Below are 24,321 nucleotides of genomic sequence, written 5' to 3' on the forward strand. Positions count from 1 at the left end.
ATATTACGTTTTCCTCTTTCAGAGTCAAGCATTTATTTTCGCTTTTCGTCTGACTGACGGGCCGGTTTGTAAGCCGTTGTGCCGTGTCAGTGGAGGCGCAGTATAGGGATTTTCTGGGAGCTGACAACCCCTATTTTCAATTTTTATTTCAACCGTCGTTTTTTTATTCAAAATCGCCGGAAACTGGCAGTTTTTCTAGCGTTGGAAAGCCATAACGCTGCAAAACGGGCGTTAATTGTGCAATCTCAGGCGTTAACCCCATACAGAAAGCAATATTCTCATCCGCAGATGTTGCATCCGGAGATTCATGCTCCAGGAGCCATACAGTACGGCGAGCAATCGCAGCACCTGAATCTATCAACCTTGTGCCTTCAGGAAGGACTTGCAGCAACTCTTCTTCTAATAGAGGGAAATGGGTGCAACCTAATACGACTGTATCTGGCGGCTCCTTCATTCGTAGCCACGGTCGAAGAATCTTGCGCAGTTCCTCAAGGTCAACAGGCTGACCATGTAACTTGGCTTCTGCTAATTCCACCAGTTCTGCCGAGCCGAGCATTTCGATTTTGCATTCCGATGCAAAGCGCGCCACCAGCTCATGCGTATAAGGACGGCGAACCGTACCGCGTGTCGCCAGTAAACCCACAACACCATTAGTCGTCAAACGCGCAGCAGGTTTAATCGCAGGAACAACGCCTACAACAGGGAAGGCGAATTTTTCTCGCAGAGCGGGGAGCGAAACGGTACTCGCAGTATTACAGGCGATGATGGCGAGGGCGAGTGGGTAACGTTCCTGAACCGCAGTAACAATTTCTACTACGCGCTCAACAATGAACTCTTCGCTTTTCTCGCCGTAGGGGAAAGCTACGTTATCGAAAGCATAGATATAGTGCAGGTCAGGCAAAAGCTGCCGGACTTCATCATACACAGAGAGCCCACCGACACCGGAGTCAAAAACCAGTACGGTGGGACGTGTATTAGAAGGTATAGCTGCCAGAGAGGTAGTATTCCCGTCCTGGGGTTTGATAGCCATAAACCGTCTCGTAATCTTTATCGAACAGGTTGGCGATTCTACCACGAACGGTTAACTGAGAGGTGACTGGATATGAAGCGGCAACATCAACTGTGCTGTAACTCGGCAAAATTTGCTGAGTCGGGTTATAAGCAGAGGTGTTGTTGTCATAGCGTTTTCCGTAATACTGCCACGCGATATCCATATTCAGGTTAAACATAGTCCAGTCGAGCTGGTACTTTGCCTGGCGCTTTGCGCGACGAGCCAGCACTTCATCATTCTGGTCATCACGTGGATCCATATATTGCAGCGTGACCTTATGAGTAAAGATGCCAGTATCAACGCTCCCCGTCCATTCAACTCCTTTAATGGTCGCAGACTTGATGTTGTCATAAGCTCCATCATAGGTGACCGGATCGGAATAATAGGTAATCAGGTTATCAATCGTGTAGTGATAAGCCGACAGGCGCCAGTCCACTGGCCCGGTCAAACCTTCAAGCCCTGCTTCCCATTGTTTGGACTCTTCTGGTTTCAGGTTTGGATTTGAGTCGATACCAAAGCGCGTCGAACCGTACTGCTGCCCCAGAGATGGCGCAAGGAAGCCTGTACCGTAAGAAACCGTTGCGCGATACCCTTCAACAAACTCCCAGCCTGCCGCCGTCTGCCATGTACCGTGCCAGCCGAATTGCTCGTCATGATCTTCACGACCTGAGGCTTCTAACGTCACATCCCCAAACTGCTGCTGCCCACTCAGATAGACGCCAGTGTTGTCGCGCTTATAGCTATCAGACATCGCGGTGTCTGAAGAGGTCAGACGCTGTTGCTGCCAGTCCACTCCAGCACTGATAGAACCATTCCCCACAAGGAAGTTGTTACCCCATTGGATATTGCTCTGGGTCATACGGTCGAGCGTGGTGCCATCGTTATAGCGGCCATACTCGCTGCTATAGTTGTAGTCCTTCACTTTTTGATAGCTTGCCAACAGCTGCGAAGAGTAGATCCCGGAATGAAAACGCAGGCCTGCATCGTAGTTCTGGTTATAGAGTTGATGCTCATCGGCGCTATACGCTGGCGTATAAGGAGGCGCACCTAAATCGTAATCACTGTTGTTGGTGTAGCCATAGGTACGGAAGAAGCCATCAAACTCATCGCTAAATTTGTGCTCAAGACCCGCCCAATAACTTTTGCTGCGGTAGCCATCGCTGTCGTTATCACCGCTATAAGTTGAGTGCGGCTGCACGTTGAAGCCTTTGGTGGATTCATAAGCACCAGAAACGGTCGCCACCGTATCACCAAAACGTTTACGCAAAGTACCATCGTATTGCTGGTAGCTATTCGAACCGACACCGGCGTTGATCTGCGATTTTTCTTCATCGGTCTGGGTGATGATATTCACCACACCACCAATCGCACCGGAACCATAAACGGCAGAGCGCGGGCCACGAATGTATTCCACTCGCTGCACTAAAGAGATAGGAATTTGGCTAACGTCAGAGGTATTGGATATGCCAGGACGCGCAAGCGGAACGCCATCCACCAGCACTAATACATGGCTGGCGCTCGTTCCGCGAACAAACATAGAGGAGCTCTGCCCCAAACCGCCGTACTGCACAATATCGACACCCGGTAAACGACGCATCACATCATTGAGTGACTTTGCCTGCCATTGGTCGATCTCTTCCCGGGTAACGATATCGGTTGGAGCCAGAACAGTATTCACCGGTTGCTGAAAACGATTTGCTGTTACCACCAGGTTTTCTTCAGAATTGCTGTCTTGCGCCCAGCCTGAAAAAGCCGTTACGGACAGAGCCGTAAGCAGCGAAAGTTTTTTTACCATCATTTTTAATAAGCATCCGCTTTCAAATAAGGATGCCGCAGACATAACCGATAGCACGCGATAGTTATGCAGATTGCGACGTATACCGGCAGGTCTTCGGGCTTGGATGTGTTTTACGGATCCGGATGATGACTTCCCACTTTTATAAGCAGTGTCTGCATATTGCACTCATCCCACAATTCCTTACCGCTGCGCGTCAGCCCCAGAATTACACTGGGTTCCCTTTTAACTCATATAAAAAGAGGCCGGAATCGCTATGCTACGATTTTGTTAATAAGTTTGTCTAGAAACATCAAAATGCAACAGCACTGGACATCACGTGCCTATTCCCTACAATCGCCGCGTAGTTTGACTTCATTAACAGGTAGGCGCTATGACCCCCGAACATCTCCCAATTGAACAGTACGACGCGCAACTGGCCGAAAAAGTCGCCCGCTTGCAAAGCATGATGGCCCCTTTTGCGGCACCCGCGCCGGAGGTGTTTCGCTCGCCGGTCAGCCATTACCGGATGCGTGCTGAATTCCGCATCTGGCACGATGAAGACGACCTGTACCACATCATGTTTGACCAGCAAACCAAACAGCGTATTCGGGTCAATAGCTTCCCGGCTGCGAGTTCGCTGATCAACGCGCTGATGCCTGCCATGCTCGACGGTGTTCGTTACATCCCTGCCCTACGCCATAAACTTTTCCAGATTGATTATCTGACGACCATCAGCAACCAGGCGGTGGTTTCCCTGCTTTATCATCGCAAGCTGGGGGAAGAGTGGCAGCAGCATGCTGAAACACTCCGCGACAATCTGCGCGCGCAGGGTTTCAACGTTCATTTAATTGGTCGCGCCACCAAAACTAAGATTGAGCTTGATCAGGACTTTATTGACGAACGTTTAACCGTGGCCGGTAAAGAGATGATTTATCGCCAGGTTGAGAACAGCTTTACTCAGCCTAATGCGGCGATGAATGTTCATATGCTGGAATGGGCGCTGGATGCGACGCAAGGTTCTAAAGGCGACCTGCTGGAACTGTACTGCGGCAATGGCAACTTCTCGCTGGCTCTGGCACGTAATTTCAATCAAGTTTTAGCGACGGAAATTGCCAAACCTTCTGTTGCTGCGGCGCAATACAACATTGCCGCAAACCAAATCGATAACGTACAAATTATCCGTATGGCAGCGGAAGAGTTTACTCAGGCGATGAATGGCGTGCGCGAGTTTAACCGCCTGAAAGGTATCGATCTGAAAAGCTATCAGTGCGAAACCATTTTTGTCGATCCCCCTCGCAGTGGTCTGGATGCTGACACCGTGAAAATGGTACAGGCGTATCCGCGCATCCTTTATATCTCCTGCAACCCGCAAACACTTTGCGAGAACCTGGAAACATTGAGCGAAACCCATAACGTGTCACGCCTGGCGCTATTCGACCAATTCCCGTACACGCACCATATGGAATGCGGCGTGTGGCTAACACGCAAATAGCAAAACGGACGCCTCGGCGTCCGTTTTTGTTTCTGGCTCAGCTAATTATTCAGCGACCTGCGATTTACGCGCGCGGACTTTAAAACCAATCCAGAACAACAGAGCGACTGAAAGCACCGCTGGCAAGAAGTTAGAACCAATCGCCGGATATTCAGCACGCACAACCGCGCTATACAGCAATACACCCAACACGAAACACGCGGCGGCAATACTTGGCAAACCCACCGGCATGGTGCGGTTTTGATAGCGTTGATGCAGACAGTACACGGTCAGCACCAGCGCGATAATTGGAAAAATGGAAAATGGCACCACCGAGCTAAACACCGCGGCAAACGTACCGTTTATCGCAAGGCCTGCAATAAACGCTAACCCGAGCGTACCTCTATCTTGTAACTGTTTCATTGCTCTTCCTTCACTCTTCAGATAGTTGAGCTAATGCCATTTTTTCTTGCTCCCGGCGATACCAGTAATACGCACCTTTAGAAATCATGCGCAACTGAAGCACCAGACGCTCTTCAAGCTGACGACGTTGATCGGCATCAACGTCCAACGCTTCGGCACCAGCACTAAAGACAATCGTAACCATCGCTTCTGCCTGCGCCTCAGTAAAGCTGCGCGGCATGCGATTTTCGAGTTCCAGATAGTCAGCAAGTTCCGCAATAAAGTGCTGAATTTCACGCGCGACGGCGGCACGGAATGCGGCTGACGTTCCAGAACGTTCACGCAACAACAAACGGAACGCGTTGGGATTATTACCGATAAATTCCATAAATGTTGAGACGGAAGTACGAATTACGCTCCCGCCTTTGGCAATTCTTTGACGAGCCTGGCGCATTAACTGGCGCAGCATCAGGCCGCTCTCGTCGACCATCGTCAGCCCAAGCTCATCAACGTCACGGAAATGGCGATAAAACGATGTTGGCGCAATACCCGCCTCACGAGCGACCTCGCGCAAACTCAGGCTGGCAAAACTCCGTTCAGCACTTAACTGGCTAAACGCGGCTTCTACCAGAGAACGCCTGGTTCTTTCTTTTTGTTGCGCTCTTACACCCATCATGTTGCCTGAATCTCTTAAATCGAAACCGCACTATACCAGAGATTAACTTAACTGGTTTTATACGGGATCGTGAATGATTGTTTACGCGACCTTCCTCGCGTTACGCAGCAAAAAGCACAACGACAATTGGGTTATCACGGCGTTGATGTTACCATCGTGTTGCTTTTATGTATAAGAACAGGTAAGCCTTACCATGTCACACACCTACGATTATGACGCAATAGTAATTGGTTCCGGCCCAGGCGGCGAAGGCGCTGCAATGGGGCTGGTGAAACTTGGAGCAAGGGTAGCCGTCGTCGAGCGCTACCATAATGTGGGTGGCGGTTGTACTCACTGGGGAACCATCCCCTCGAAAGCCCTCCGCCACGCAGTTAGCCGCATTATCGAATTTAATCAAAACCCTCTATACAGCGACCACACTCATCTTCTCCGTTCTTCCTTCGCCGACATTCTTAATCACGCCGACAGCGTTATTAATCAACAAACACGCATGCGCCAGAGCTTCTATGAGCGCAACCGCTGTGAGATGTTGCAGGGCGATGCACGTTTTGTAGATGAACACACTATTTCACTGGAATGCCACGATGGTTCAGTGGAGATGATCACCGCTGAGAAATTCCTGATTGCTTGCGGCTCAAGGCCTTACCGTCCGCCAGAAGTCGACTTCAGCCATCCACGCGTGTACGACAGCGATTCGATTCTCAATCTGCATCATGAACCACGCCACGTCATTATTTATGGTGCGGGGGTGATTGGTTGCGAATACGCGTCAATTTTCCGTGGCATGAACGTCAAAGTTGATTTGATTAACACCCGCGATCGCCTGTTGGCGTTTCTCGATCAGGAGATGTCCGATTCGCTCTCCTACCACTTCTGGAACAGCGGCGTGGTCATTCGCCACAACGAAGAGTTCGAGAACATCGAAGGCGTGGAAGATGGCGTCATTGTTTCGCTGAAATCTGGCAAAAAAGTGAAAGCCGACTGCCTGCTATATGCCAACGGGCGTACCGGTAACACGGATTCATTGTCACTGGAAAATGTCGGACTGGAAGCCGATGGACGCGGTCTGTTGAAGGTCAATAGCATGTACCAGACTGCGCAGCCGCACATTTACGCTGTGGGTGATGTCATTGGTTATCCAAGCCTGGCTTCAGCGGCTTACGATCAGGGTCGAATCGCGGCGCAAGCGATGGTCAAAGGCGAAGCGACTGCCCATCTGATTGAAGATATTCCAACGGGTATCTATACCATTCCGGAAATCAGTTCCGTCGGGAAAACTGAACAGCAGCTTACCTCGATGAAAGTGCCGTACGAAGTGGGACGCGCGCAGTTCAAGCACCTGGCTCGGGCACAGATAGTTGGAATGAACGTGGGTACGCTGAAAATTCTCTTCCATCGCGAGACGAAAGAGATTTTAGGTATTCACTGCTTCGGTGAGCGCGCGGCTGAGATTATTCACATCGGCCAGGCGATTATGGAGCAGAAAGGTGGCGGTAACACAATTGAGTACTTTGTTAACACCACCTTCAACTACCCGACGATGGCGGAAGCCTATCGGGTTGCAGCACTAAACGGCTTAAACCGCCTGTTTTAACGCTGGCTCAAAATGGCCATCCATGTGCGTACGGATGGCCTCTGCGAGTTGCTCATAGCGACCACGCAGTGGGGAACCCGGACGATAAACCAGGCCGATAGTACGGCGCGGTTCTGGTTTATAACACGGCAGATAAACGACACCATCCCGGCAGCGCTCATTCGGCACGGCCAGCGCGGGTAACAAGGTAATTCCGCTCCCAGCAGCCACCATGTTACGCAGCGTTTCAAGGCTGGTCGCACGGAAATGCGTATCTTCGTCAGCACCCGCTTCAAAGCAGAAACCCAGAGCCTGATCGCGCAGGCAATGCCCGTCTTCCAACATCAACAGCTTTTCACCTGCAAGATCCGACAATGGCACGCGATCGCGGTCTGCCCATGGGTGATCCTGGTAGATCGCCAGCATCATCGGCTCGTCGAATAACGGCACTTCGATAAACGCTTCACTCTCTTTCACCAAAGCCAGAATCGCACAATCAAGCTTGCCGCTATCAAGCTGCGCGAGCAGTTGATGGGTTTGCGCTTCGTGAAGGTACATTTCTAGTTTGGGGAAAGTTTTGTGCAGCATCGGGATAATCTGCGGTAACAGATAAGGCCCAACCGTTGGGATCAAACCAATGTGCAGCGGTCCTGACATCGCTTCACCCTGTTGGCTGGCCATCTCTTTGAGGACTTTTACTTCGCGCAGAACGGTACGAGCCTGATCCACCAGCAGCAAACCCGCTTGAGTGAACAGGACTTTTCGGCTGGTGCGTTCAAGCAGCATCACACCGAGTTCATCTTCAAGTTTACGAATCTGACCGCTCAGCGTTGGCTGACTGACATGGCAGGCATCCGCTGCCCGACGAAAGTGACGATGTTCAGACAACGCCACCAGGTATTCAAGATCACGAATATTCATTCTCTATCCTCCGTCGCCATGATAGCCCATGGCGATAGAAATCATAGCAATGAACGATTATCCCTATCAACCATTGATGGTAAATAATAGCCAGCAACAGCACAAACCATCCATGACCGTGGTTTTGCTACAGGGACGACCTATATGCCTGAATAAGTACTGAAGCCAACGTGAGTTTTTTAGCGGACATTATGTCCGCTTTTTTTTATCCGTTAAAAACAAAAAAACCTGGCACCAGACCAGGCTTTTCTTAGTGTGCAAAGATTTAAACCAGACGTTGTTTCGCGTCAGCAATCGCCTGTGCAACCTGCTGCGGAGAGACACCGCCTTTTGCTGCACGTTTATCCAGGCAAGATTGCAGTGATAAAATCGGATACACATCATCACCGATAGTCGCACTGAATTTTTGTAAATCGGCGAGCGGCAACGCTTCCAGCGCTTTGCCCTGGCGAATCGCTTCCACGACAGCTTCACCGACAATGTGGTGCGCTTCGCGGAACGGAACACCTTTCGCGACAAGGTAATCCGCCAGCTCCGTGGCATTGGCATAGCCCTGCTCGGCAGCTTCTTTACAACGCGGACGTTTCACCTGAATACCATCCAGCACCAACACGGACATATGCAGGCAATCGAGCCAGGTGTCGAGCGCGTCGAACAAGCCCTCTTTGTCTTCCTGCATGTCTTTGTTATACGCCAGCGGTAGCCCTTTGAGGGTCATCATCATGCCTGTCAGCGCACCCTGAACACGGCCACATTTGCCACGGATAAGCTCCAGCGCATCCGGGTTTTTCTTCTGCGGCATCAATGACGAGCCAGAAGTCACGCGGTCAGACAGCTCAACAAATCCTGCTTCGCCGGTGTTGAAGAAAATCAGATCTTCAGCGAAACGCGACAAGTGAACCATGCCGATAGAGGCATCAGAAAGCAGTTCCAGCACGTGATCACGGTCAGACACGCTATCCAGGCTGTTACGGGTTGCTGAAGCGAAACCTAACCAACCGGCCAGTTGCTCACGATCGATTTCATACGCGGTACCCGCCAGTGCGCCGCTACCCAGAGGGCTAACGTCCAGACGCTCAAGCGTGCTCTGCAAACGACTTTCGTCACGCGCCAGCATTTCTACGTACGCCAGACACCAGTGGGCAAACGTCACAGGCTGCGCACGTTGTAAGTGCGTATAGCCCGGCATCACCGCATCCTGATTGTTTTCTGCCGTTTCAATCAGCGCCTGTTGCAGTTGGCGAGTCGCCCCCAGCAATTCACTGATTTGCATTTTGCACCACAGTTTAAGATCAGTGGCGACCTGGTCATTACGGCTACGGCCAGTGTGGAGTTTCTTACCCAGCGCACCGACTTTATCGATGAGCTTGCCTTCCACCCAGCTGTGAATATCTTCCGCATCGCTTTCAAGAATCGCCTGCGGATTTGCCTGCACTTCTTCCAGCAGGAAGTTCAGTGCCTGCTCAAGCTCCAGTTGCTCTGCAACTGTCAGAACACCAACCGTGACCAGCGCTTTGGACCAGGCGACAGAACCGACAATGTCTTGTTCAGCCAGTCGATAATCAAAGCGCAATGAATCATTGAACGATTTGAAACGCTGATCTGCTGCCTGAGTAAAACGTCCACCCCAAAGTGCCATTTTGATGCTCCATTAAATTATCATCTTGTCCCCTCACCCCGGTCCTCTCACCCAGGGAGAGGGTGAAAACCGGACAATCCCCTCTCCTGTGGGAGAGAGTTAGGGTGAGGGTAATTATTTAAACCATTACTTCTTCAATTCGTTCAATGCACGAATACGTGATGACAACGAGAACAGACGGATAAAGCCGCCCGCGTGGCTGTGGTCATAAACTTCGTCTTCACCGAAAGTAGCAAATTCTTCGCTATACAGGCTGTTCGGAGATTTTTTCTGCGTCGCCGTGACCTGACCTTTATAGAGCTCCAGCACCACTTCGCCGTTCACTTCAGAAGCCAGTGATTCTGCGGAAGCCTGCAGAGATTTACGCAGCGGTGCGAACCAACGACCATCGTAAACCACGTAAGACATTTCCTGACCCAGTTGCTCACGCCATTTGAAGCTATCGCGGTCTAAAACTAACTGCTCAACACCACGCAATGCAGCCATCATGATGGTGCCTCCTGGGGTTTCATAGCAGCCGCGAGATTTAATCCCAACCAGACGGTTTTCTACGATATCAATACGACCGATACCGTGTTTAGAACCAATTTTGTTCAGCGTTTCGAGGCACTGGAACGGGCTCATGGTTTCGCCGTTAACCGCAACAACTTTGCCTTGTTTAACGGTTACAGTGACTTGCTCTGCCTGGTCTGGCGCTTCTTTAGGATCGACAGTCCACACCCAGCAATCTTTGTTTGGTGCATTCCATGGGCTTTCCAGCACGCCACCTTCGGTTGAGATATGCCATGCGTTTTCGTCACGGCTGTAGATTTTCTCAAGTGAAGCGGTGGTCGGGATATCACGCTCTTTCAGGTAATCCAGCAGCGCTTCGCGGGAACGCAGGTTCCACTCACGCCATGGCGCAACCACTTTCAGATGGGGAGCCAGTGCCGCCCAGGCGGATTCGAAGCGTACCTGGTCGTTACCTTTACCGGTCGCACCGTGGCACAGCGCATCTGCACCGACTTTATTCGCAACATCAACCAGTGCTTTAGCAATCAACGGACGCGCCATAGACGTACCCAGCAGGTAGGTGCCTTCGTACAGTGCACCAGTCTGCAAGACTGGATAAACGTAATCGCTGATAAATTCTTCACGTGCATCGACGACGTAGCACTCAGTTGCGCCCGAGCGCAGTGCTTTTTGCTCAACGCCTTTCAGGTCTTCGCGATCCTGACCGATATCCACCACACAGGCGACCACTTCACAGCCGCCGTAGTTTTCTTTCAACCATGGAATGATGGCTGAAGTATCAAGGCCGCCGGAGTATGCGAGAACGATTTTTTTGATGCCGTGATTTTGCATTGTCTTATCCTTCAAAAACTTATTTTAAAATTAAGCTAAGATCCGGGTGCCAATAGCCACACCGTTAAATAAAGAGGGTAACTGCTCCGCGTGACGCCAGGATGCGATATCCACCGGGCGACCCAGCGTGCGAGCTGCATCCAGCGCCGCGTTAACCTTAACAATCATGCCGTCGGTAATAATGCCCTGAGCGATTAACTGCTCAGCTTTTGCCGCCGTCATTTCTGCAATACGCTGCCCTTTGCCATCCAGAATGCCGCTGACATCTGACAGCAGAATCAGATCTGCGCCCAATGTGGCAGCCAGCGCCGTAGCAGCCTGATCGGCGTTGACGTTCATCAGTTCGCCTTCAGCTGTCACGCCAATGGAGCTAACAATCGGCAGAAAACCAGAGTCCAATAGCGTGTTAATCAGCTTAGCTGAACCGGGTTTCGCCAGGCCCACATGGCCCAACTCTTCGTCAAGTTTGGTCACCGTTACGCTGTCGCCATCGCCGAGGCAAAGACCGACTCCATTGATGTCATGTTTTTTTGCCCACGCCAACAACGTTTTGTTCGCTGTGCCCGCCAGCGCACCGGTAATAATGTCAATCTGGTCAGCAGGCGTCACACGCAGGCCGTTTTTCTTGGTCACCGGTAAGGAGAGCTTTTTCATCAGCTCATCGACCACGCAGCCGCCACCGTGAACAATCACCAGCGGGCGTTGATGCGACTGACGATAGTTCACCAGCGCAGTAAACAGACGCTCCAGCGCTTCTTCGCTATCCAGCAATACGCCGCCTAATTTGATAATTAATGGATTCATCGTGTCACCCAACTACCGGTTAAATAAGAGACTGCGTTTCGGCAAAGCCAAAACGAATATTCAGGCACTGTACCGCCTGAGCCGATGCGCCTTTCAGCAAGTTGTCTTCGGCTGCGACGACAATCAAGTGCTCGCCCTGCACGGCAAAACCGATATCGCAGAACGGCAGGCCAACCACGTTTTTCAGTGCTGGCACGCCTTTGTCATACAGACGCACTAAAGGTTTATCTTGATATGCCTGATTAAACACCTCGGCGACTTGCTGCTGGGTTACCCCGGCTTTCAGACGGCAGGTAATGGTCGCCAGGATCCCACGTGGGAAATTGCCCAGGTGTGGCGTGAAAATCACAGGCGTTCCGAGATGCGTGACAATTTCTGGATGATGGCGGTGATTAAAGATGCCATACGGTTGCAGGCTCACTTCGCAAAAGCTGTTGGAAATCGCAGCTTTACGCCCTGCTCCGCTGACACCGCTGGTCGCGTTGATTACAGGCCACTGGTTCAAATCCAGCAGTCCGGCATCAATCAGAGGTTTTAACGCCAGTTGTGAGGCTGTTGGGTAGCAGCCCGGCACCGAGATCAAACTGGTTTCTTTCAGTTTGTCACTCTGCCATTCCGCCAGGCCATAAACAGCCTGCTCCAGCAATTCAGGATGCTGATGTGTAAAGCCGTAGAAAAGTTGATAAAACTTAGCATCGTTGACGCGGAAGGCGCCAGAAAGGTCGATAACGACACAGCCTTTCTCCAGAAACTGCGGTGCCAGGTCATGGCTGACTTCATGGGCTGTAGCGAGGAACACCACGTCTACGCCATCAGTAAATTCGCTGATATCCGACATTGGCTGTAACGGCATGTCAACGATACCTTTTAATTGCGGATGCAAATCAGATATCAATTTTCCTGCGTCATTACTTTGCGCTGAAACCGTCAAAGCGGTTATGTTCATATGAGGATGGCGATTCAAATAGTTCACAAGCTCTGCGCCTGCATAACCGCTGGCACCAACAATCAGCGTATTCAACATCTCGGCTGTACACCTTCTTAGGTTGTGTCTGCTAAAGGTGTCAGCTGGTAAGCCATCACCCAACGTACATTTACGTGGTTAAATCCACCGGAACCTGGGGTTCCCTTACGGCAGAGAATATTGTATTTTTATTCAATATAACTGCATGATTATGTATACCAACCCGAGCTAAGGCCTGTCAACAGTGAAGATGAAATTACCTCCTTTTATCGAGATTTACCGCGCGTTGATCGCGACTCCTTCTATCAGCGCCACCGACAGCGCGTTGGATCAGAGCAATGAGTCTTTAATCAATTTGCTGGCGGGATGGTTCCGCGATCTTGGATTTAATGTCGAAATCCAATCGGTACCGGGTACGCGCAATAAATTCAATATGCTGGCGAGCACGGGTAGCGGCGCTGGTGGGCTGCTGTTGGCGGGACATACGGATACCGTACCGTTCGATGATGGACGCTGGACCCGCGATCCCTTCACGCTGACCGAGCATGAAAACAAACTGTACGGTCTTGGCACCGCCGATATGAAAGGCTTCTTCGCCTTTATTCTGGATGCGCTGCGTGATGTTGATGTCACGACGCTTAAAAAGCCGCTCTACATTCTGGCAACCGCCGATGAAGAAACGACGATGGCAGGTGCTCGTTATTTCTCTGAAAACACCAGTTTACGTCCGGATTGCGCCATCATTGGTGAGCCAACCTCCTTACAGCCGGTGCGTGCGCACAAAGGCCACATTTCTAACGCGATCCGCATCCTCGGCCAGTCCGGGCATTCGAGCGACCCGGCGCGTGGCGTGAATGCTATCGAACTGATGCACGACGCCATCGGCCATATCATGTCGCTGAAGAACACGCTGAAAGAGCGTTATCACCATGACGCGTTCACTGTGCCGTATCCAACGCTGAACCTCGGGCACATTAGCGGTGGCGATGCTGCTAACCGTATTTGCGCCTGTTGTGAACTGCACATGGATATCCGCCCACTGCCTGGGCTTACGTTAAATGATCTGAATGGTCTGCTGAATGAAGCATTAGAGCCAGTGAGCCAGAAATGGCCTGGGCGTGTGACGATTTCTGAACTCCACCCACCGATTCCCGGCTACGAATGCGCCAAAGACCACCAGCTGGTGCAAGTCGTTGAGAAATTACTGGGTGCACAAACTGAGGTCGTGAACTACTGCACCGAAGCGCCATTTATTCAGACGATTTGCCCGACGTTGGTTCTGGGGCCGGGCTCGATCAACCAGGCGCACCAGCCGGATGAATACATCGAGACACGCTTTATTGAGCCAACTCGCAAACTGATAACCCAGGTGGTACATCATTTTTGTTGGCATTAAAAAATAGCGTTTATGGGGGTTTTGCCCCCTTTTTAAACGACTTTTTAGTGGATCCTCATAAGAATTGCTTATCTACGAAGTTAGTAATTAAATTTCATGAATTAGCGCAATTTACTCGTTTGCTGAAACGATTTCGTAGCAATTGACGAAACAAAACTTACGTGGCTTTATAAAGACGGTGTTGAACCTTCACGGGTGAAATTAAGTTACATAAAAAGATGGGGTGTGTGGGACTACAATGAACGAACAATATTCCGCGTTGCGAAGTAATGTCAGTATGCTCGGCAAGTTGCTCGGCGATACCATCAAAGATGCGTTAGGCGAAAACATCCTTGACCGGGTAGAAACAATCCGTAAGTTGTCGAAGTCTTCACGGGCGGGCAATGAAGCCAACCGTCAGGAGTTGCTCACCACGTTACAGAACCTATCTAACGACGAACTACTCCCCGTAGCGCGTGCGTTCAGTCAGTTCCTGAATCTGGCCAACACCGCAGAGCAATATCACAGCATTTCCGCTAATGGCGAAGCCGCCAGCAATCCAGAAGTTATCGCTAAAACACTCCAAAAATTAAAAAATCAGCCGGATATTAGCGAAGCTGCCATTCGTGATGCTGTTGAGTCTCTGTCACTTGAATTAGTCCTGACCGCACACCCAACCGAAATTACCCGTCGCACCCTGATTCACAAGCTGGTTGAAGTAAATAGCTGCCTGAAGCAACTCGACCACAGCGACATCGCGGACTACGAACGCAACCAGATCATGCGCCGTCTACGCCAACTGGTGGCGCAAGCCTGGCATACCGATGAAATCCGTAAACATCGCCCTTCTCCAGTCGATGAAGCGAAATGGGGTTTTGCGGTAGTAGAAAACAGCCTGTGGGAAGGTGTCCCTAACTACCTGCGCGAGCTGAATGAACAACTCGAAGACAATCTGAATTACAAACTGCCGGTCGATTTTGTACCGGTACGTTTCACCTCCTGGATGGGCGGTGACCGCGATGGCAACCCAAATGTGACTGCCGACATCACTCGCCACGTGCTGTTACTCAGCCGCTGGAAAGCTACAGATCTGTTCCTGCGTGATATTCAGGTGCTGATTTCCGAGCTTTCAATGGTGGAATGTACTCCGGAACTGAGTGAACTGGCGGGTCCTGACGCCTCACAAGAACCGTACCGTTGCATTATGAAAGGCATTCGTCAGCAATTACTGGCGACTCAAGCGTGGTTAGAAGCCCGCCTGAAAGGCCAGCGCCTGCCAAAACCTGAAGGTTTACTGACGCAAAACGAACAGCTTTGGGAACCGCTTTACGCGTGTTACCAGTCGCTGCAAGCGTGTGGCATGGGCATCATCGCCAACGGCCAGTTGCTTGATACCCTGCGCCGCGTGAAGTGTTTCGGCGTGCCGTTGGTGCGTATTGATGTCCGCCAGGAAAGTACTCGTCATACCGAAGCGCTGGGCGAAATGACTCGCTATCTGGGCATTGGTGATTACGAAAGCTGGTCAGAAGCAGACAAACAAGCCTTCTTGATCCGCGAACTGAATTCTAAACGCCCTCTTCTTCCACGCCAGTGGGAGCCAAGCGATGACACCCGTGAAGTGCTGGAAACCTGTAAAGTGGTTGCCGAAGCACCGCGTGGTTCTATCGCGGCGTATGTTATTTCCATGGCTAAAACACCATCTGACGTGTTGGCCGTGCACTTGCTGTTGAAAGAAGCGGGTTGTACCTTCGCGCTGCCTGTTGCTCCGCTGTTTGAAACGCTCGACGACCTGAACAACGCCGATGACGTCATGACCCAGTTGTTGAATATCGACTGGTATCGCGGCTTTATTCAGGGCAAGCAGATGGTCATGATTGGCTATTCTGACTCCGCGAAAGATGCAGGCGTAATGGCTGCATCCTGGGCACAATACCAGGCACAAGACGCACTGATCAAAACCTGCGAGAAAGCCGGCATTACCCTGACGCTGTTCCACGGACGCGGCGGCTCTATCGGCCGTGGCGGTGCGCCAGCACATGCTGCTCTACTTTCTCAACCGCCAGGAAGCCTGAAAGGTGGCCTGCGCGTAACCGAGCAAGGCGAGATGATTCGCTTCAAATATGGTCTGCCGGAAATCACTATCAGCAGCCTGTCGCTCTATACCAGCGCGATTCTGGAAGCTAACCTCTTGCCTCCACCAGAGCCGAAAAAAGAGTGGAAACTTATCATGGAGGATCTGTCTGTGACCTCGTGTGATATGTACCGTGGCTACATCCGTGAAAACGAAGACTTCGTGCCGTACTTCCGTTCAGCCACACCTGAGCTGGAATTGGGCAAACTGCCGCTGGGTTCACGCCCGGCTAAGCGTAAACCTAACGGTGGCGTTGAGTCTCTTCGTGCTATTCCATGGATCTTCGCGTGGACGCAAAACCGTCTGATGCTTCCAGCCTGGTTGGGTGCCGGTGCCGCACTGCAAAAAGTTGTAGAAGATGGCAAACAAGACGTGCTGGAAACCATGTGCCGCGACTGGCCATTCTTCTCCACACGCCTTGGAATGTTGGAAATGGTATTTGCTAAAGCTGACTTGTGGCTGGCGGAATATTACGACCAACGTCTGGTGAAGCCAGAATTGTGGAAGCTGGGCACACAGCTTCGCGACCAACTGGAAGCAGACATCAAAGTGGTACTGGACATTGCCAACGATTCACATCTGATGGCTGACCTGCCGTGGATTGCCGAGTCCATCCAGCTACGTAACATCTACACCGACCCATTGAACGTGTTGCAGGCTGAATTGCTGCATCGTTCGCGTCAGTCGGAAGAGAAAGGTGAAGAGCCAGATGCGCAGGTAGAACAAGCGCTGATGGTGACCATTGCCGGTGTTGCCGCAGGTATGCGTAACACGGGTTAATCGGTAGTAAGCGTTTATTAAAAACCCCGCTTGCGCGGGGTTTTTTGTTTTTATGGCAGAGATAAATTTATTTCAGGTCAAAACGATCCAGATTCATCACTTTCACCCAGGCCGCCACGAAGTCTTTCACAAACTTCTCTTTAGCATCACCACTGGCATAAACCTCCGCCAGCGCACGCAAAATTGCGTTGGAACCAAAGACCAGATCCGCACGAGTCGCGATGTGTTTCACTTCATTCGTTTGGCGGTCACGGCCTTCAAACAGTTCAGAAGAGTCATCCGTCGCTTTCCACTCAGTGCGCATATCCAGCAGATTGACAAAGAAATCGTTGCTGAGTACACCCAGACGATCGGTGAATACGCCTTGCTTACCGCCATCAAAATTCGCACCTAACACACGCAAGCCACCCACCAGCACGGTGAGTTCTGGCGCGGTTAGTGTCAGTTGCTGAGCTTTATCAATCAGCAGTGACTCTGTAGACGCTGCATCCACACGGGCACGGTAGTTGCGGAATCCATCTGCTACCGGCTCAAGCAGGTTGAACATCTCGATATCCGTCTGCTCCTGGCTCGCATCCACACGTCCCGGAATAAACGGAACGCGTACACTAATCCCCGCTGCTTCAGCTGCTTGCTCAACACCCACAACGCCTGCCAGCACAATGATGTCGGCCAGAGAGGCTTTACCAGAGGCTTTCTGAATGGCTTCCAGTGCAGGCAGAGCGCGAGAAGCGGTAGCGTTGACATCCCAACTACGCTGAGGAGCCAGCGCCAGGCGCGCACCATTAGCGCCGCCGCGTTTATCGCCGCCACGGAAAGTCGATGCCGACGCCCAGGCGACAGAAACCAGATCACCTACTGACAAACCGGAATGGGAAATCTCAGCTTTCAGGTGATCGATATCAGCAGGCGTTGGGCTGAATGTCGCTTTCGGCAACGGGTCCTGCCAAATCAGTTCTTCTTTTGGCACTTCTGGACCGATGTAACGCGCAATCGGCCCCATATCGCGGTGAGTCAGTTTGAACCAGGCGCGAGCAAACGCTTCGTTGAATGCTTGCGGGTCATTGAGGAAACGGCGTGAAATTTTTTCAAATTCCGGATCGAAACGCAGCGTGAGATCGGTAACCAACATAGTCGGCTTACGTTTTTTCGAGGGATCAAACGGATCAGGAATGATTTCTGGCGCATCGACTGCTTCAAACTGTATGGCACCAGCAGGGCTGCGCGTCTGGACCCATTCAAATTTGAACAAGTTCTCAAAGAAGTAGTTGCTCCACTGAGTGGGTGTTTGAGACCAGACCACTTCCAGGCCAGAGGTAATGGCGTCCGCACCTGCACCTGAGCCGTGGCTGCTCGTCCAACCTAAACCCTGGGCTTCAATAGGCGCCGCTTCTGGGTCAACACCCACATGCGTTGCTTCAGCCGCACCATGGGTTTTACCTAGCGTATGCCCACCGGCGATAAGCGCAACCGTCTCTTCGTCGTTCATTCCCATATTGCCGAAAGTCGCACGAATGGCCGCAGCCGCGGAGAGCGGTTCACCACTGGCGTTTGGCCCTTCGGGGTTAACATAAATCAGCCCCATTTCGGTCGCAGCTAATGGGCGTTTGGCCAGTGCTTCTGGATTACGGTGCTCAAGCCAGGCTTTTTCATTACCCCAGTTCACATCGAGGTCTGGTTCCCAAACATCTTCGCGTCCGGCACCAAAACCAAATGTACGGAAGCCGGAGTTTTCCAGCGCTACGTTCCCCGCCAGCACATACAAGTCTGCCCAGGAAATTTTCTGGCCATATTTCTGTTTGACAGGCCACAGCAGGCGACGAGCTTTATCCAGGCTGACGTTATCTGGCCAGGAGTTAAGGGGAGCAAAGCGCTGCTGACCACGACCCGCGCCACCACGGCCATCTACGGAGCGATAGGTACCAGCACCATGCCAGGCCATACGAATAAACAGCCCGGCATAGCTGCCCCAGTCGGCAGGCCACCATGGCTGAGAATCGGTAAGCAATGCTTTTAGATCGCCTTTCAGGGCAGAGTAATCGAGTTTGCTAAATTCTTTGCGGTAGTCAAAGTCTTCACCCAGAGGGTTTGACCGAGTGGAATGCTGATTGAGGAGATCGACACGGAGTTGTTTTGGCCACCAGTCACGACTGCTTGTTCCGGCTCCAGCACTTTCATCAGGGCTACCCTGATGAAACGGGCACTTACCTGTTCCTGCGGACAACGTATTATGATCGCTTTCGTTTGTGCTCATCTTCCTGCTCCCTTCACTATTTTTTTACCAGGATATACAGCTCTGCAGATAAGTTATAGACGATAAAAACTACAGATTTGATAGCTAATTCCTACTAATCAAACATTAAGGTAGCAAATGTTTTTCAAAGAAACGTCAGCGCTCCCGTCAATCTTGAAAAATAGCCATTAAAAAAACAGGGATATTGAGAAGAGGAGAGGGATTAGTGCGGGGAAAGTAATGGCCCTGACGGGCCATTTTCTGAATCAGACGCCCGGGCGAACACCCAGGGTATGGCAGATTGCATAACTCATTTCTGCACGGTTCAGCGTGTAAAAGTGGAAATCTTTCACCCCTTCACGGCTGAGGATCTTCACCATATCCATCGCGATATTGGCGCCGACCATTTTGCGAGTCTCTGCATCGTTATCCAGCCCTTCAAACATTTGCGCCATCCAGTGTGGGACACGCACGTTGGTCATGGTGGCGAATTTATGTGCCTGCTTGTAGTTACTCACTGGCAGAATGCCCGGCACGATTTCGACATCGATACCCGCCGCGGCACAGCGGTCGCGGAATCGTAGGTAGCTTTCCACATCAAAGAAGAACTGGGTGATAGCGCGGTTCGCACCGGCATCTATCTTGCGCTTCAGATTGATAAGATCAGCCTGCGCACTTTTCGCTTCAGGGTGAACTTCCGGATAAGCGGCGACCGAAATATCAAAGTCACCGACATCTTTCAGTAACGTCACCAGATCCGAAGCATACATATCCGGCTTGCCGCCACCAGGGGGTAAATCACCGCGCAAGGCAACGATATGACGTATACCGTTATTCCAGTAATCCTGCGCAATGGCACGCAATTCGTCGCGGGAGGCATCGATACAAGTCAAATGCGGTGCCGCTTCCAGACCCGTGCGATCTTTAATGCCTTTGATGATGCTATGCGTACGGTCACGTTCGCCAGAGTTTGCGCCATAAGTCACGGAGACAAATTTTGGTTTCAGGCTGCTGAGTCGATCAATTGAGCTCCACAGGGTTTGTTCCATTTCACTGGTGCGCGGCGGGAAAAATTCAAAGGAAACGTTAATTTGCCCGGCAACTTCGGCCAGACTCTGATTCAGTGCTTCCCGCTGGTTGGCGTGAAAAAAGCTCATACCCTTACCTCATCAATCGCATTTTATTATGTGGTGTTGTGTTTTACTACATCCAGACGTTTAGACGTCCAGATAGCAAGATGAAGGAAAAGCATGACGCCGTCAACTGATAATTCAATACAAGAAATGAGGAATTCTCAATCAAATTGAATTTTCTTCATGTTGGGAAGATCGTAAGAAAAAACCCTCACCCCAGCCCTCTCCCTCAGGGAGAGGGAGAAAACCAATCGACTCCTTCTCCTGGGAGGAGAAGGTTGGGATAAGGGCGTGCAGAGATTACAGCAACTGCGCCAGACGGTTAAGGTCAGACTGAATCGCACCCGCTGTCACATCACGTCCTGCACCTGGCCCACGGATCACCAACGGGTTATCGCGGTACCAGCGGCTTTCAATGGCAAACACGTTATCGCATGGCAGCAGCGAGGCCAGAGGATGTTCCGGACGAACCGCTTCGACGCCCACACGCGCTTTACCGTTGGCGTCAAAACGCGCCACGTGACGCAGTACCAGGCCCATTTCCTGTGCCGCTTCCAGACGCTGAACCATCTGCTCATTCAGCTCTTCGCCATTTTCAAAGAAATGGTCAATGGAGCCTTCTTCGCTGCCGTTAGTCACCAGCGATTCAACACGCACCTGGTCCGGCTCGATGTCATAACCCGCTTCACGGGCAAGGATCACCAGTTTACGCATCACGTCCTTCCCGGAGAGATCAACGCGTGGATCCGGTTCGGTTAATCCTTGCTGCCAGGCCTGATCCACCAAATCGGTAAACGGCACCGTGCCATCAAATTGCAGGAACAGCCAGGAGAGCGTACCGGAGAAAATGCCGCTGATAGCGAGAATGGAATCACCGCTTTCACGCAAGTCCCGAACGGTATGGTTTACCGGCAAACCTGCACCCACGGTGGCGTTATACAGCCAGTGGCGACCAGTTTTGGTAAATGCGTTGCGGATTTCACGATATTTCTGGCTGTTGCTGGCACCGGCCAGTTTATTGGCGCTGATGACGTGGAAACCATGGCTTGCGAAATCAAGATACTGATCGGCTAACTGCTCGCTCGCCGTCACATCCAGAACCACCAAATCATCATACGGATGCGAGCGCATCCACTGGAACAGTGATTCTTCATCCTGCTCTACCGCTTCGTCGCTAAAGAAAGCGAGCGCACGGCTGGCATCCAGACCTTCGTAATTGAGCAAGCTGCGGCTACTGTCCACCACACCTGCCAGAACGAATTCAAAACCGGTACGCGCGGAGAGGGTTTCTTGCTCGCGGGCAAATAGTTCCAGCCAGCGAGAACCAATATTCCCTTTCCCGAAAAGCACCAGACCGACACGTTTTTCAGCGCGGAACAGGGACTTATGCAGACCCTGAATTAAGTTTTCAGTTGGGCCAACACGCAGTACCGCAACCAGGCTGATTCCGTCTTCAGACTGCCAGATAAACTCAACAGGCTGGTCTTTTAGCTGCTGCCAGAAACGGTGGCTATGCAGAGGATTACGGCACACACCCGCACCGACCATTGCTACCAGCGCCAGGCCTTCGCGCAAGCGCAATTCGCCAGGCAGACTCGCCTTCTGTAGCGTTTCTAACACGCTGCCTGCAACTTCTGAGGTGTAGCAAAGTTGCAGCAGGTTACGATCAGGGTGAACACCGACTGACAGCGGGCGAATCTGAGCACGTTTCAACAACGTATCCAGCTCTTTGTGCGCCAGTTTAAAATCTTGCTGCGGGGAAACCTGCAGTTCAATCAGGCAAACATCGTCGTGGCTGGTGACGATACGCGCACCAGTACCCGATGCCAGTACACGTTCGATACGTGTTGAGCCTTGCTCCGGGGAGTAGCTGCAACGTAATTGCAGGTCGATGTCACTACCGGAAACCGGCTGCAAGGTACGTGCGTGCAGGACAGGTGCTGCCAGACGCGCCAGTTCACTTGCTTCATCAAGACGTAAGAGTGGGAGCAGGCACGCATCTTTCACTTTACGTGGATCCGCGCTGTAAACCCCGGCAACGTCACTCCAGATGGTCACGCGGGAAACCCCGGCTAGCGCACCAATCTGGGTGGCTGAATAGTCAGAACCATTACGCCCAAGCAGCACGGTTTCGCCCGCGTCATTACGACAAATAAAGCCGGTCACAACGAGGCGTTTGTGCGGATGTTGCGCCATCAGTTCTTGCAGTAAAGGCCAGGATAAGCCTTCGTTAACTTGGGGTTGAGCAGCACGTTCAGCGCGCATAAATTCTCGCGCATCCAGCCACGCGGCTGGGTGACCTAACTGATTCAGCACCGCAGACATCAGACGTGCAGACCAAATTTCACCATGACCCACGACTTCGGCATACACTGCGTCGGTCATTTTGCCATCCAGCAGACCCGCCAGACGCTCAAGATCATGAATAAACTGACCGATTAAGCTATCAGCAACATCAGGTGCCACAAGGCCGCTAATCAACTCACTCTGATAACGACGTAACGCCTGTTGAACCTGATGAGCAGAAAGACGATCGCTTTGGCTCAACTTTAACCAATTTATCAACTGGTTAGTTGTGCTACCGGCGGCGGAAACCACCATCATATCGCCAGGATTAGAGTACTCGGCCATAATCCCTGCAACGCGCAGGTAACACTTCACATCTGCCAGACTACTGCCACCAAATTTATGCAGTTGACGAACCGGCGCCCCTGCTGGTGCTGAAACACTCATGCTTACCCCTCGGCTGCAACCCGGAATGCATTTTCCAGGTCAGCAATTAAATCTTCGCTATCTTCAATGCCAGTCGAAATACGCAGCAAGGTTTCTGAAATCCCCGCTGCCGCACGCGCTTCTGGTGCCATGCCCGCATGGGTCATCGTCGCCGCGTGTGAAATCAAACTTTCTACCCCACCCAGCGATTCCGCCAGAGTGAAGAGAGTCAGGCTACTCAGGAAGCGACGCAGCTTTTGCTCGTCACCATTAAATTCAAAACTCAGCATCGCGCCAAAACCCTTTTGCTGACGAGCAGCAATTTCATGGCCCTGGTTATCTGGCAGCGAAGGATGATACAGCTTTTTCACCAGCGGTTGCGTTTGCAGGAAGTCGACAATCGCCTGGGCATTTCGTTGCGCCACTTCCATTCGTGGTGAAAGCGTACGCAGGCCGCGCAGCAGCAAGTAGCTATCGAAAGCACCGCCGGTTACGCCAATGTTGTTTGCCCACCAGGCAAGCTCAGTGACGGTTTCCGCGTCTTTCGCAATCACCACACCCGCAACAACATCTGAGTGGCCATTCAGGTATTTAGTACAAGAGTGCAGAACCAAATCCGCGCCCAATGACAACGGGTTTTGCAGCGCCGGGCTCAGGAAGGTGTTATCCACCACACTGATTGCCCCAGCTTCACGCGCAGCGGCGCAGATTTTCGCAATATCTACCACTCGTAACAAGGGATTACTTGGGCTTTCGACCAGCACGAGTTTTGGTTTTTCGTTAAGTGCTGCACTTAATGCCGCTTCATCACCTTGATCGACAAACAAAACGCGATAGGCGCCGCGTTTTGCGAGACTATCAAAAAGTCGGTAGCTGCCGCCGTAACAGTCATGTGGAGCCACCAGCAGATCGCCAGGTTTCAGGAAAACAGTCGTGACCAGGTGAATTGCTGACATACCGGTATTTGTCAGCACTGCACCCGCGCCACCTTCCAGTTCGGCCAGTGCACGTTGGACAACATCACGCGTAGGATTCCCACGACGCGAGTAATCATGCGCGCGCGGCTCGTTAAATCCGGTGAAATTATAAGTACTGGAGAGATGGATAGGCGGTACAACGCAGCCGTATTGCTCGTCATCGTTTAAACCGCTACGTACTGCGATAGTTGCCTGTTTACGCGTCATGGCTCTCGAATCCTTGCTGGTCGAATAAAGGTCAGGCACCAGAGTAAACACTGCTGAGTTAGACGTCAATACATCTGGACATCTAAACTTCTTTGCGTATAGATTGAGCAAACGCGCAATAGCCGTTAAAATTATACGCTTTAGGGTGATA

Annotated in this window: 17 protein-coding genes and 1 riboswitch; of the genes, 4 read left to right on the plus strand and 13 right to left on the minus strand. The window is 51.6% G+C overall.

Annotated features, from left to right (window positions below; all coding sequences use genetic code 11):
- Nucleotides 1-163: 163 nt before the first annotated feature.
- Together murI and btuB are read right to left on the minus strand one after the other, a co-directional pair.
- Nucleotides 164-1,030 carry a glutamate racemase gene (gene murI, locus WBL83_RS16295; protein ID WP_424590137.1) on the minus strand — a complete coding sequence of 289 codons (867 nt, stop codon included), beginning with the start codon at nucleotides 1,028-1,030 and terminating at the stop codon, nucleotides 164-166.
- Nucleotides 975-2,846 (minus strand): TonB-dependent vitamin B12 receptor BtuB, encoded by a 1,872-nt coding sequence (gene btuB / locus WBL83_RS16300; protein ID WP_424590222.1) that lies wholly within the window; start codon nucleotides 2,844-2,846, stop codon nucleotides 975-977. Before btuB ends, murI begins: the two co-directional genes overlap by 56 nt.
- A 70-nt stretch (nucleotides 2,847-2,916) precedes the next feature.
- Nucleotides 2,917-3,111: riboswitch (cobalamin riboswitch) on the minus strand.
- A gap of 108 nt (nucleotides 3,112-3,219) precedes the next feature.
- Between btuB and trmA the strand changes: the two genes are divergently transcribed.
- Nucleotides 3,220-4,320, plus strand: a complete 1,101-nt coding sequence (trmA, locus tag WBL83_RS16305; protein WP_424590138.1) for a tRNA (uridine(54)-C5)-methyltransferase TrmA — start codon at nucleotides 3,220-3,222, stop codon at nucleotides 4,318-4,320.
- A gap of 45 nt (nucleotides 4,321-4,365) precedes the next feature.
- Here the strand turns inward: trmA and WBL83_RS16310 are convergent, their stop codons facing one another.
- Nucleotides 4,366-4,722 (minus strand): YijD family membrane protein, encoded by a 357-nt coding sequence (locus tag WBL83_RS16310; protein ID WP_424590139.1) that lies wholly within the window; start codon nucleotides 4,720-4,722, stop codon nucleotides 4,366-4,368.
- 10 nt (nucleotides 4,723-4,732) lie between these two features.
- Complete coding sequence (gene fabR, locus WBL83_RS16315) at nucleotides 4,733-5,374, minus strand: HTH-type transcriptional repressor FabR (RefSeq protein WP_139881287.1); 642 nt, start codon at nucleotides 5,372-5,374, stop codon at nucleotides 4,733-4,735.
- A gap of 196 nt (nucleotides 5,375-5,570) precedes the next feature.
- Between fabR and sthA the strand changes: the two genes are divergently transcribed.
- A complete protein-coding gene (sthA, locus tag WBL83_RS16320) occupies nucleotides 5,571-6,971 on the plus strand; it encodes a Si-specific NAD(P)(+) transhydrogenase (RefSeq protein ID WP_424590140.1) in 1,401 nt (466 codons plus the stop codon).
- Here the strand turns inward: sthA and oxyR are convergent.
- From oxyR to argC, 5 genes are all read right to left on the minus strand, one after another.
- Nucleotides 6,954-7,871 (minus strand): DNA-binding transcriptional regulator OxyR, encoded by a 918-nt coding sequence (gene oxyR / locus WBL83_RS16325; protein WP_424590141.1) that lies wholly within the window; start codon nucleotides 7,869-7,871, stop codon nucleotides 6,954-6,956. The two genes, sthA and oxyR, sit on opposite strands and share 18 nt — an antisense overlap.
- A 265-nt stretch (nucleotides 7,872-8,136) precedes the next feature.
- On the minus strand, nucleotides 8,137-9,510 hold the full coding sequence (argH, locus tag WBL83_RS16330) for an argininosuccinate lyase (protein WP_424590142.1): 1,374 nt from the start codon (nucleotides 9,508-9,510) through the stop codon (nucleotides 8,137-8,139).
- 126 nt (nucleotides 9,511-9,636) lie between these two features.
- Nucleotides 9,637-10,854, minus strand: coding sequence for an argininosuccinate synthase (locus WBL83_RS16335; protein WP_424590143.1), 1,218 nt, complete (start codon nucleotides 10,852-10,854; stop codon nucleotides 9,637-9,639).
- 30 nt (nucleotides 10,855-10,884) lie between these two features.
- On the minus strand, nucleotides 10,885-11,658 hold the full coding sequence (gene argB / locus WBL83_RS16340) for an acetylglutamate kinase (RefSeq protein ID WP_424590144.1): 774 nt from the start codon (nucleotides 11,656-11,658) through the stop codon (nucleotides 10,885-10,887).
- Nucleotides 11,659-11,677: 19 nt separating this feature from the next.
- Nucleotides 11,678-12,682, minus strand: coding sequence for an N-acetyl-gamma-glutamyl-phosphate reductase (gene argC / locus WBL83_RS16345; protein WP_424590145.1), 1,005 nt, complete (start codon nucleotides 12,680-12,682; stop codon nucleotides 11,678-11,680).
- Nucleotides 12,683-12,866: 184 nt separating this feature from the next.
- Here argC and argE point away from each other — a divergent pair, with 184 nt between their 5' ends.
- Both argE and ppc read left to right on the plus strand, forming a co-directional pair.
- Nucleotides 12,867-14,018, plus strand: coding sequence for an acetylornithine deacetylase (gene argE / locus WBL83_RS16350; RefSeq protein WP_424590146.1), 1,152 nt, complete (start codon nucleotides 12,867-12,869; stop codon nucleotides 14,016-14,018).
- A gap of 238 nt (nucleotides 14,019-14,256) precedes the next feature.
- Nucleotides 14,257-16,908, plus strand: coding sequence for a phosphoenolpyruvate carboxylase (ppc, locus tag WBL83_RS16355; protein WP_424590147.1), 2,652 nt, complete (start codon nucleotides 14,257-14,259; stop codon nucleotides 16,906-16,908).
- A gap of 67 nt (nucleotides 16,909-16,975) precedes the next feature.
- Here the strand turns inward: ppc and katG are convergent, their stop codons facing one another.
- The 4 genes from katG to metB all read right to left on the minus strand — a co-directional run bounded on the left by katG (nucleotide 16,976) and on the right by metB (nucleotide 24,170).
- A complete protein-coding gene (katG, locus tag WBL83_RS16360; protein WP_424590148.1) occupies nucleotides 16,976-19,162 on the minus strand; it encodes a catalase/peroxidase HPI in 2,187 nt (728 codons plus the stop codon).
- A gap of 245 nt (nucleotides 19,163-19,407) precedes the next feature.
- Complete coding sequence (metF, locus tag WBL83_RS16365; RefSeq protein ID WP_424590149.1) at nucleotides 19,408-20,298, minus strand: methylenetetrahydrofolate reductase; 891 nt, start codon at nucleotides 20,296-20,298, stop codon at nucleotides 19,408-19,410.
- Between the two features lie 276 nt (nucleotides 20,299-20,574).
- Complete coding sequence (locus WBL83_RS16370) at nucleotides 20,575-23,007, minus strand: bifunctional aspartate kinase/homoserine dehydrogenase II (protein ID WP_424590150.1); 2,433 nt, start codon at nucleotides 23,005-23,007, stop codon at nucleotides 20,575-20,577.
- A gap of 2 nt (nucleotides 23,008-23,009) precedes the next feature.
- Nucleotides 23,010-24,170 (minus strand): cystathionine gamma-synthase, encoded by a 1,161-nt coding sequence (gene metB / locus WBL83_RS16375; protein ID WP_424590151.1) that lies wholly within the window; start codon nucleotides 24,168-24,170, stop codon nucleotides 23,010-23,012.
- Between the last annotated feature and the right edge of the window lie 151 nt (nucleotides 24,171-24,321).

This window comes from Buttiauxella sp. (genome assembly GCF_049686335.1).
Classification (GTDB): domain Bacteria; phylum Pseudomonadota; class Gammaproteobacteria; order Enterobacterales; family Enterobacteriaceae; genus Buttiauxella.

What these genes read in the sequence shown, in the direction of transcription:
- WBL83_RS16370 (WP_424590150.1), bottom strand. Translation starts at nt 23,007, where the DNA reads ATGAGTGTTTCAGCACCAGCAGGGGCGCCGGTTCGTCAACTGCATAAA.
- katG (WP_424590148.1), bottom strand. Translation starts at nt 19,162, where the DNA reads ATGAGCACAAACGAAAGCGATCATAATACGTTGTCCGCAGGAACAGGT.
- metB (WP_424590151.1), bottom strand. Translation starts at nt 24,170, where the DNA reads ATGACGCGTAAACAGGCAACTATCGCAGTACGTAGCGGTTTAAACGAT.
- argB (WP_424590144.1), bottom strand. Translation starts at nt 11,658, where the DNA reads ATGAATCCATTAATTATCAAATTAGGCGGCGTATTGCTGGATAGCGAA.
- ppc (WP_424590147.1), top strand. Translation starts at nt 14,257, where the DNA reads ATGAACGAACAATATTCCGCGTTGCGAAGTAATGTCAGTATGCTCGGC.
- argH (WP_424590142.1), bottom strand. Translation starts at nt 9,510, where the DNA reads ATGGCACTTTGGGGTGGACGTTTTACTCAGGCAGCAGATCAGCGTTTC.
- murI (WP_424590137.1), bottom strand. Translation starts at nt 1,030, where the DNA reads ATGGCTATCAAACCCCAGGACGGGAATACTACCTCTCTGGCAGCTATA.
- btuB (WP_424590222.1), bottom strand. Translation starts at nt 2,846, where the DNA reads ATGGTAAAAAAACTTTCGCTGCTTACGGCTCTGTCCGTAACGGCTTTT.
- WBL83_RS16335 (WP_424590143.1), bottom strand. Translation starts at nt 10,854, where the DNA reads ATGCAAAATCACGGCATCAAAAAAATCGTTCTCGCATACTCCGGCGGC.
- oxyR (WP_424590141.1), bottom strand. Translation starts at nt 7,871, where the DNA reads ATGAATATTCGTGATCTTGAATACCTGGTGGCGTTGTCTGAACATCGT.
- metF (WP_424590149.1), bottom strand. Translation starts at nt 20,298, where the DNA reads ATGAGCTTTTTTCACGCCAACCAGCGGGAAGCACTGAATCAGAGTCTG.
- sthA (WP_424590140.1), top strand. Translation starts at nt 5,571, where the DNA reads ATGTCACACACCTACGATTATGACGCAATAGTAATTGGTTCCGGCCCA.
- argC (WP_424590145.1), bottom strand. Translation starts at nt 12,682, where the DNA reads ATGTTGAATACGCTGATTGTTGGTGCCAGCGGTTATGCAGGCGCAGAG.
- fabR (WP_139881287.1), bottom strand. Translation starts at nt 5,374, where the DNA reads ATGGGTGTAAGAGCGCAACAAAAAGAAAGAACCAGGCGTTCTCTGGTA.
- WBL83_RS16310 (WP_424590139.1), bottom strand. Translation starts at nt 4,722, where the DNA reads ATGAAACAGTTACAAGATAGAGGTACGCTCGGGTTAGCGTTTATTGCA.
- trmA (WP_424590138.1), top strand. Translation starts at nt 3,220, where the DNA reads ATGACCCCCGAACATCTCCCAATTGAACAGTACGACGCGCAACTGGCC.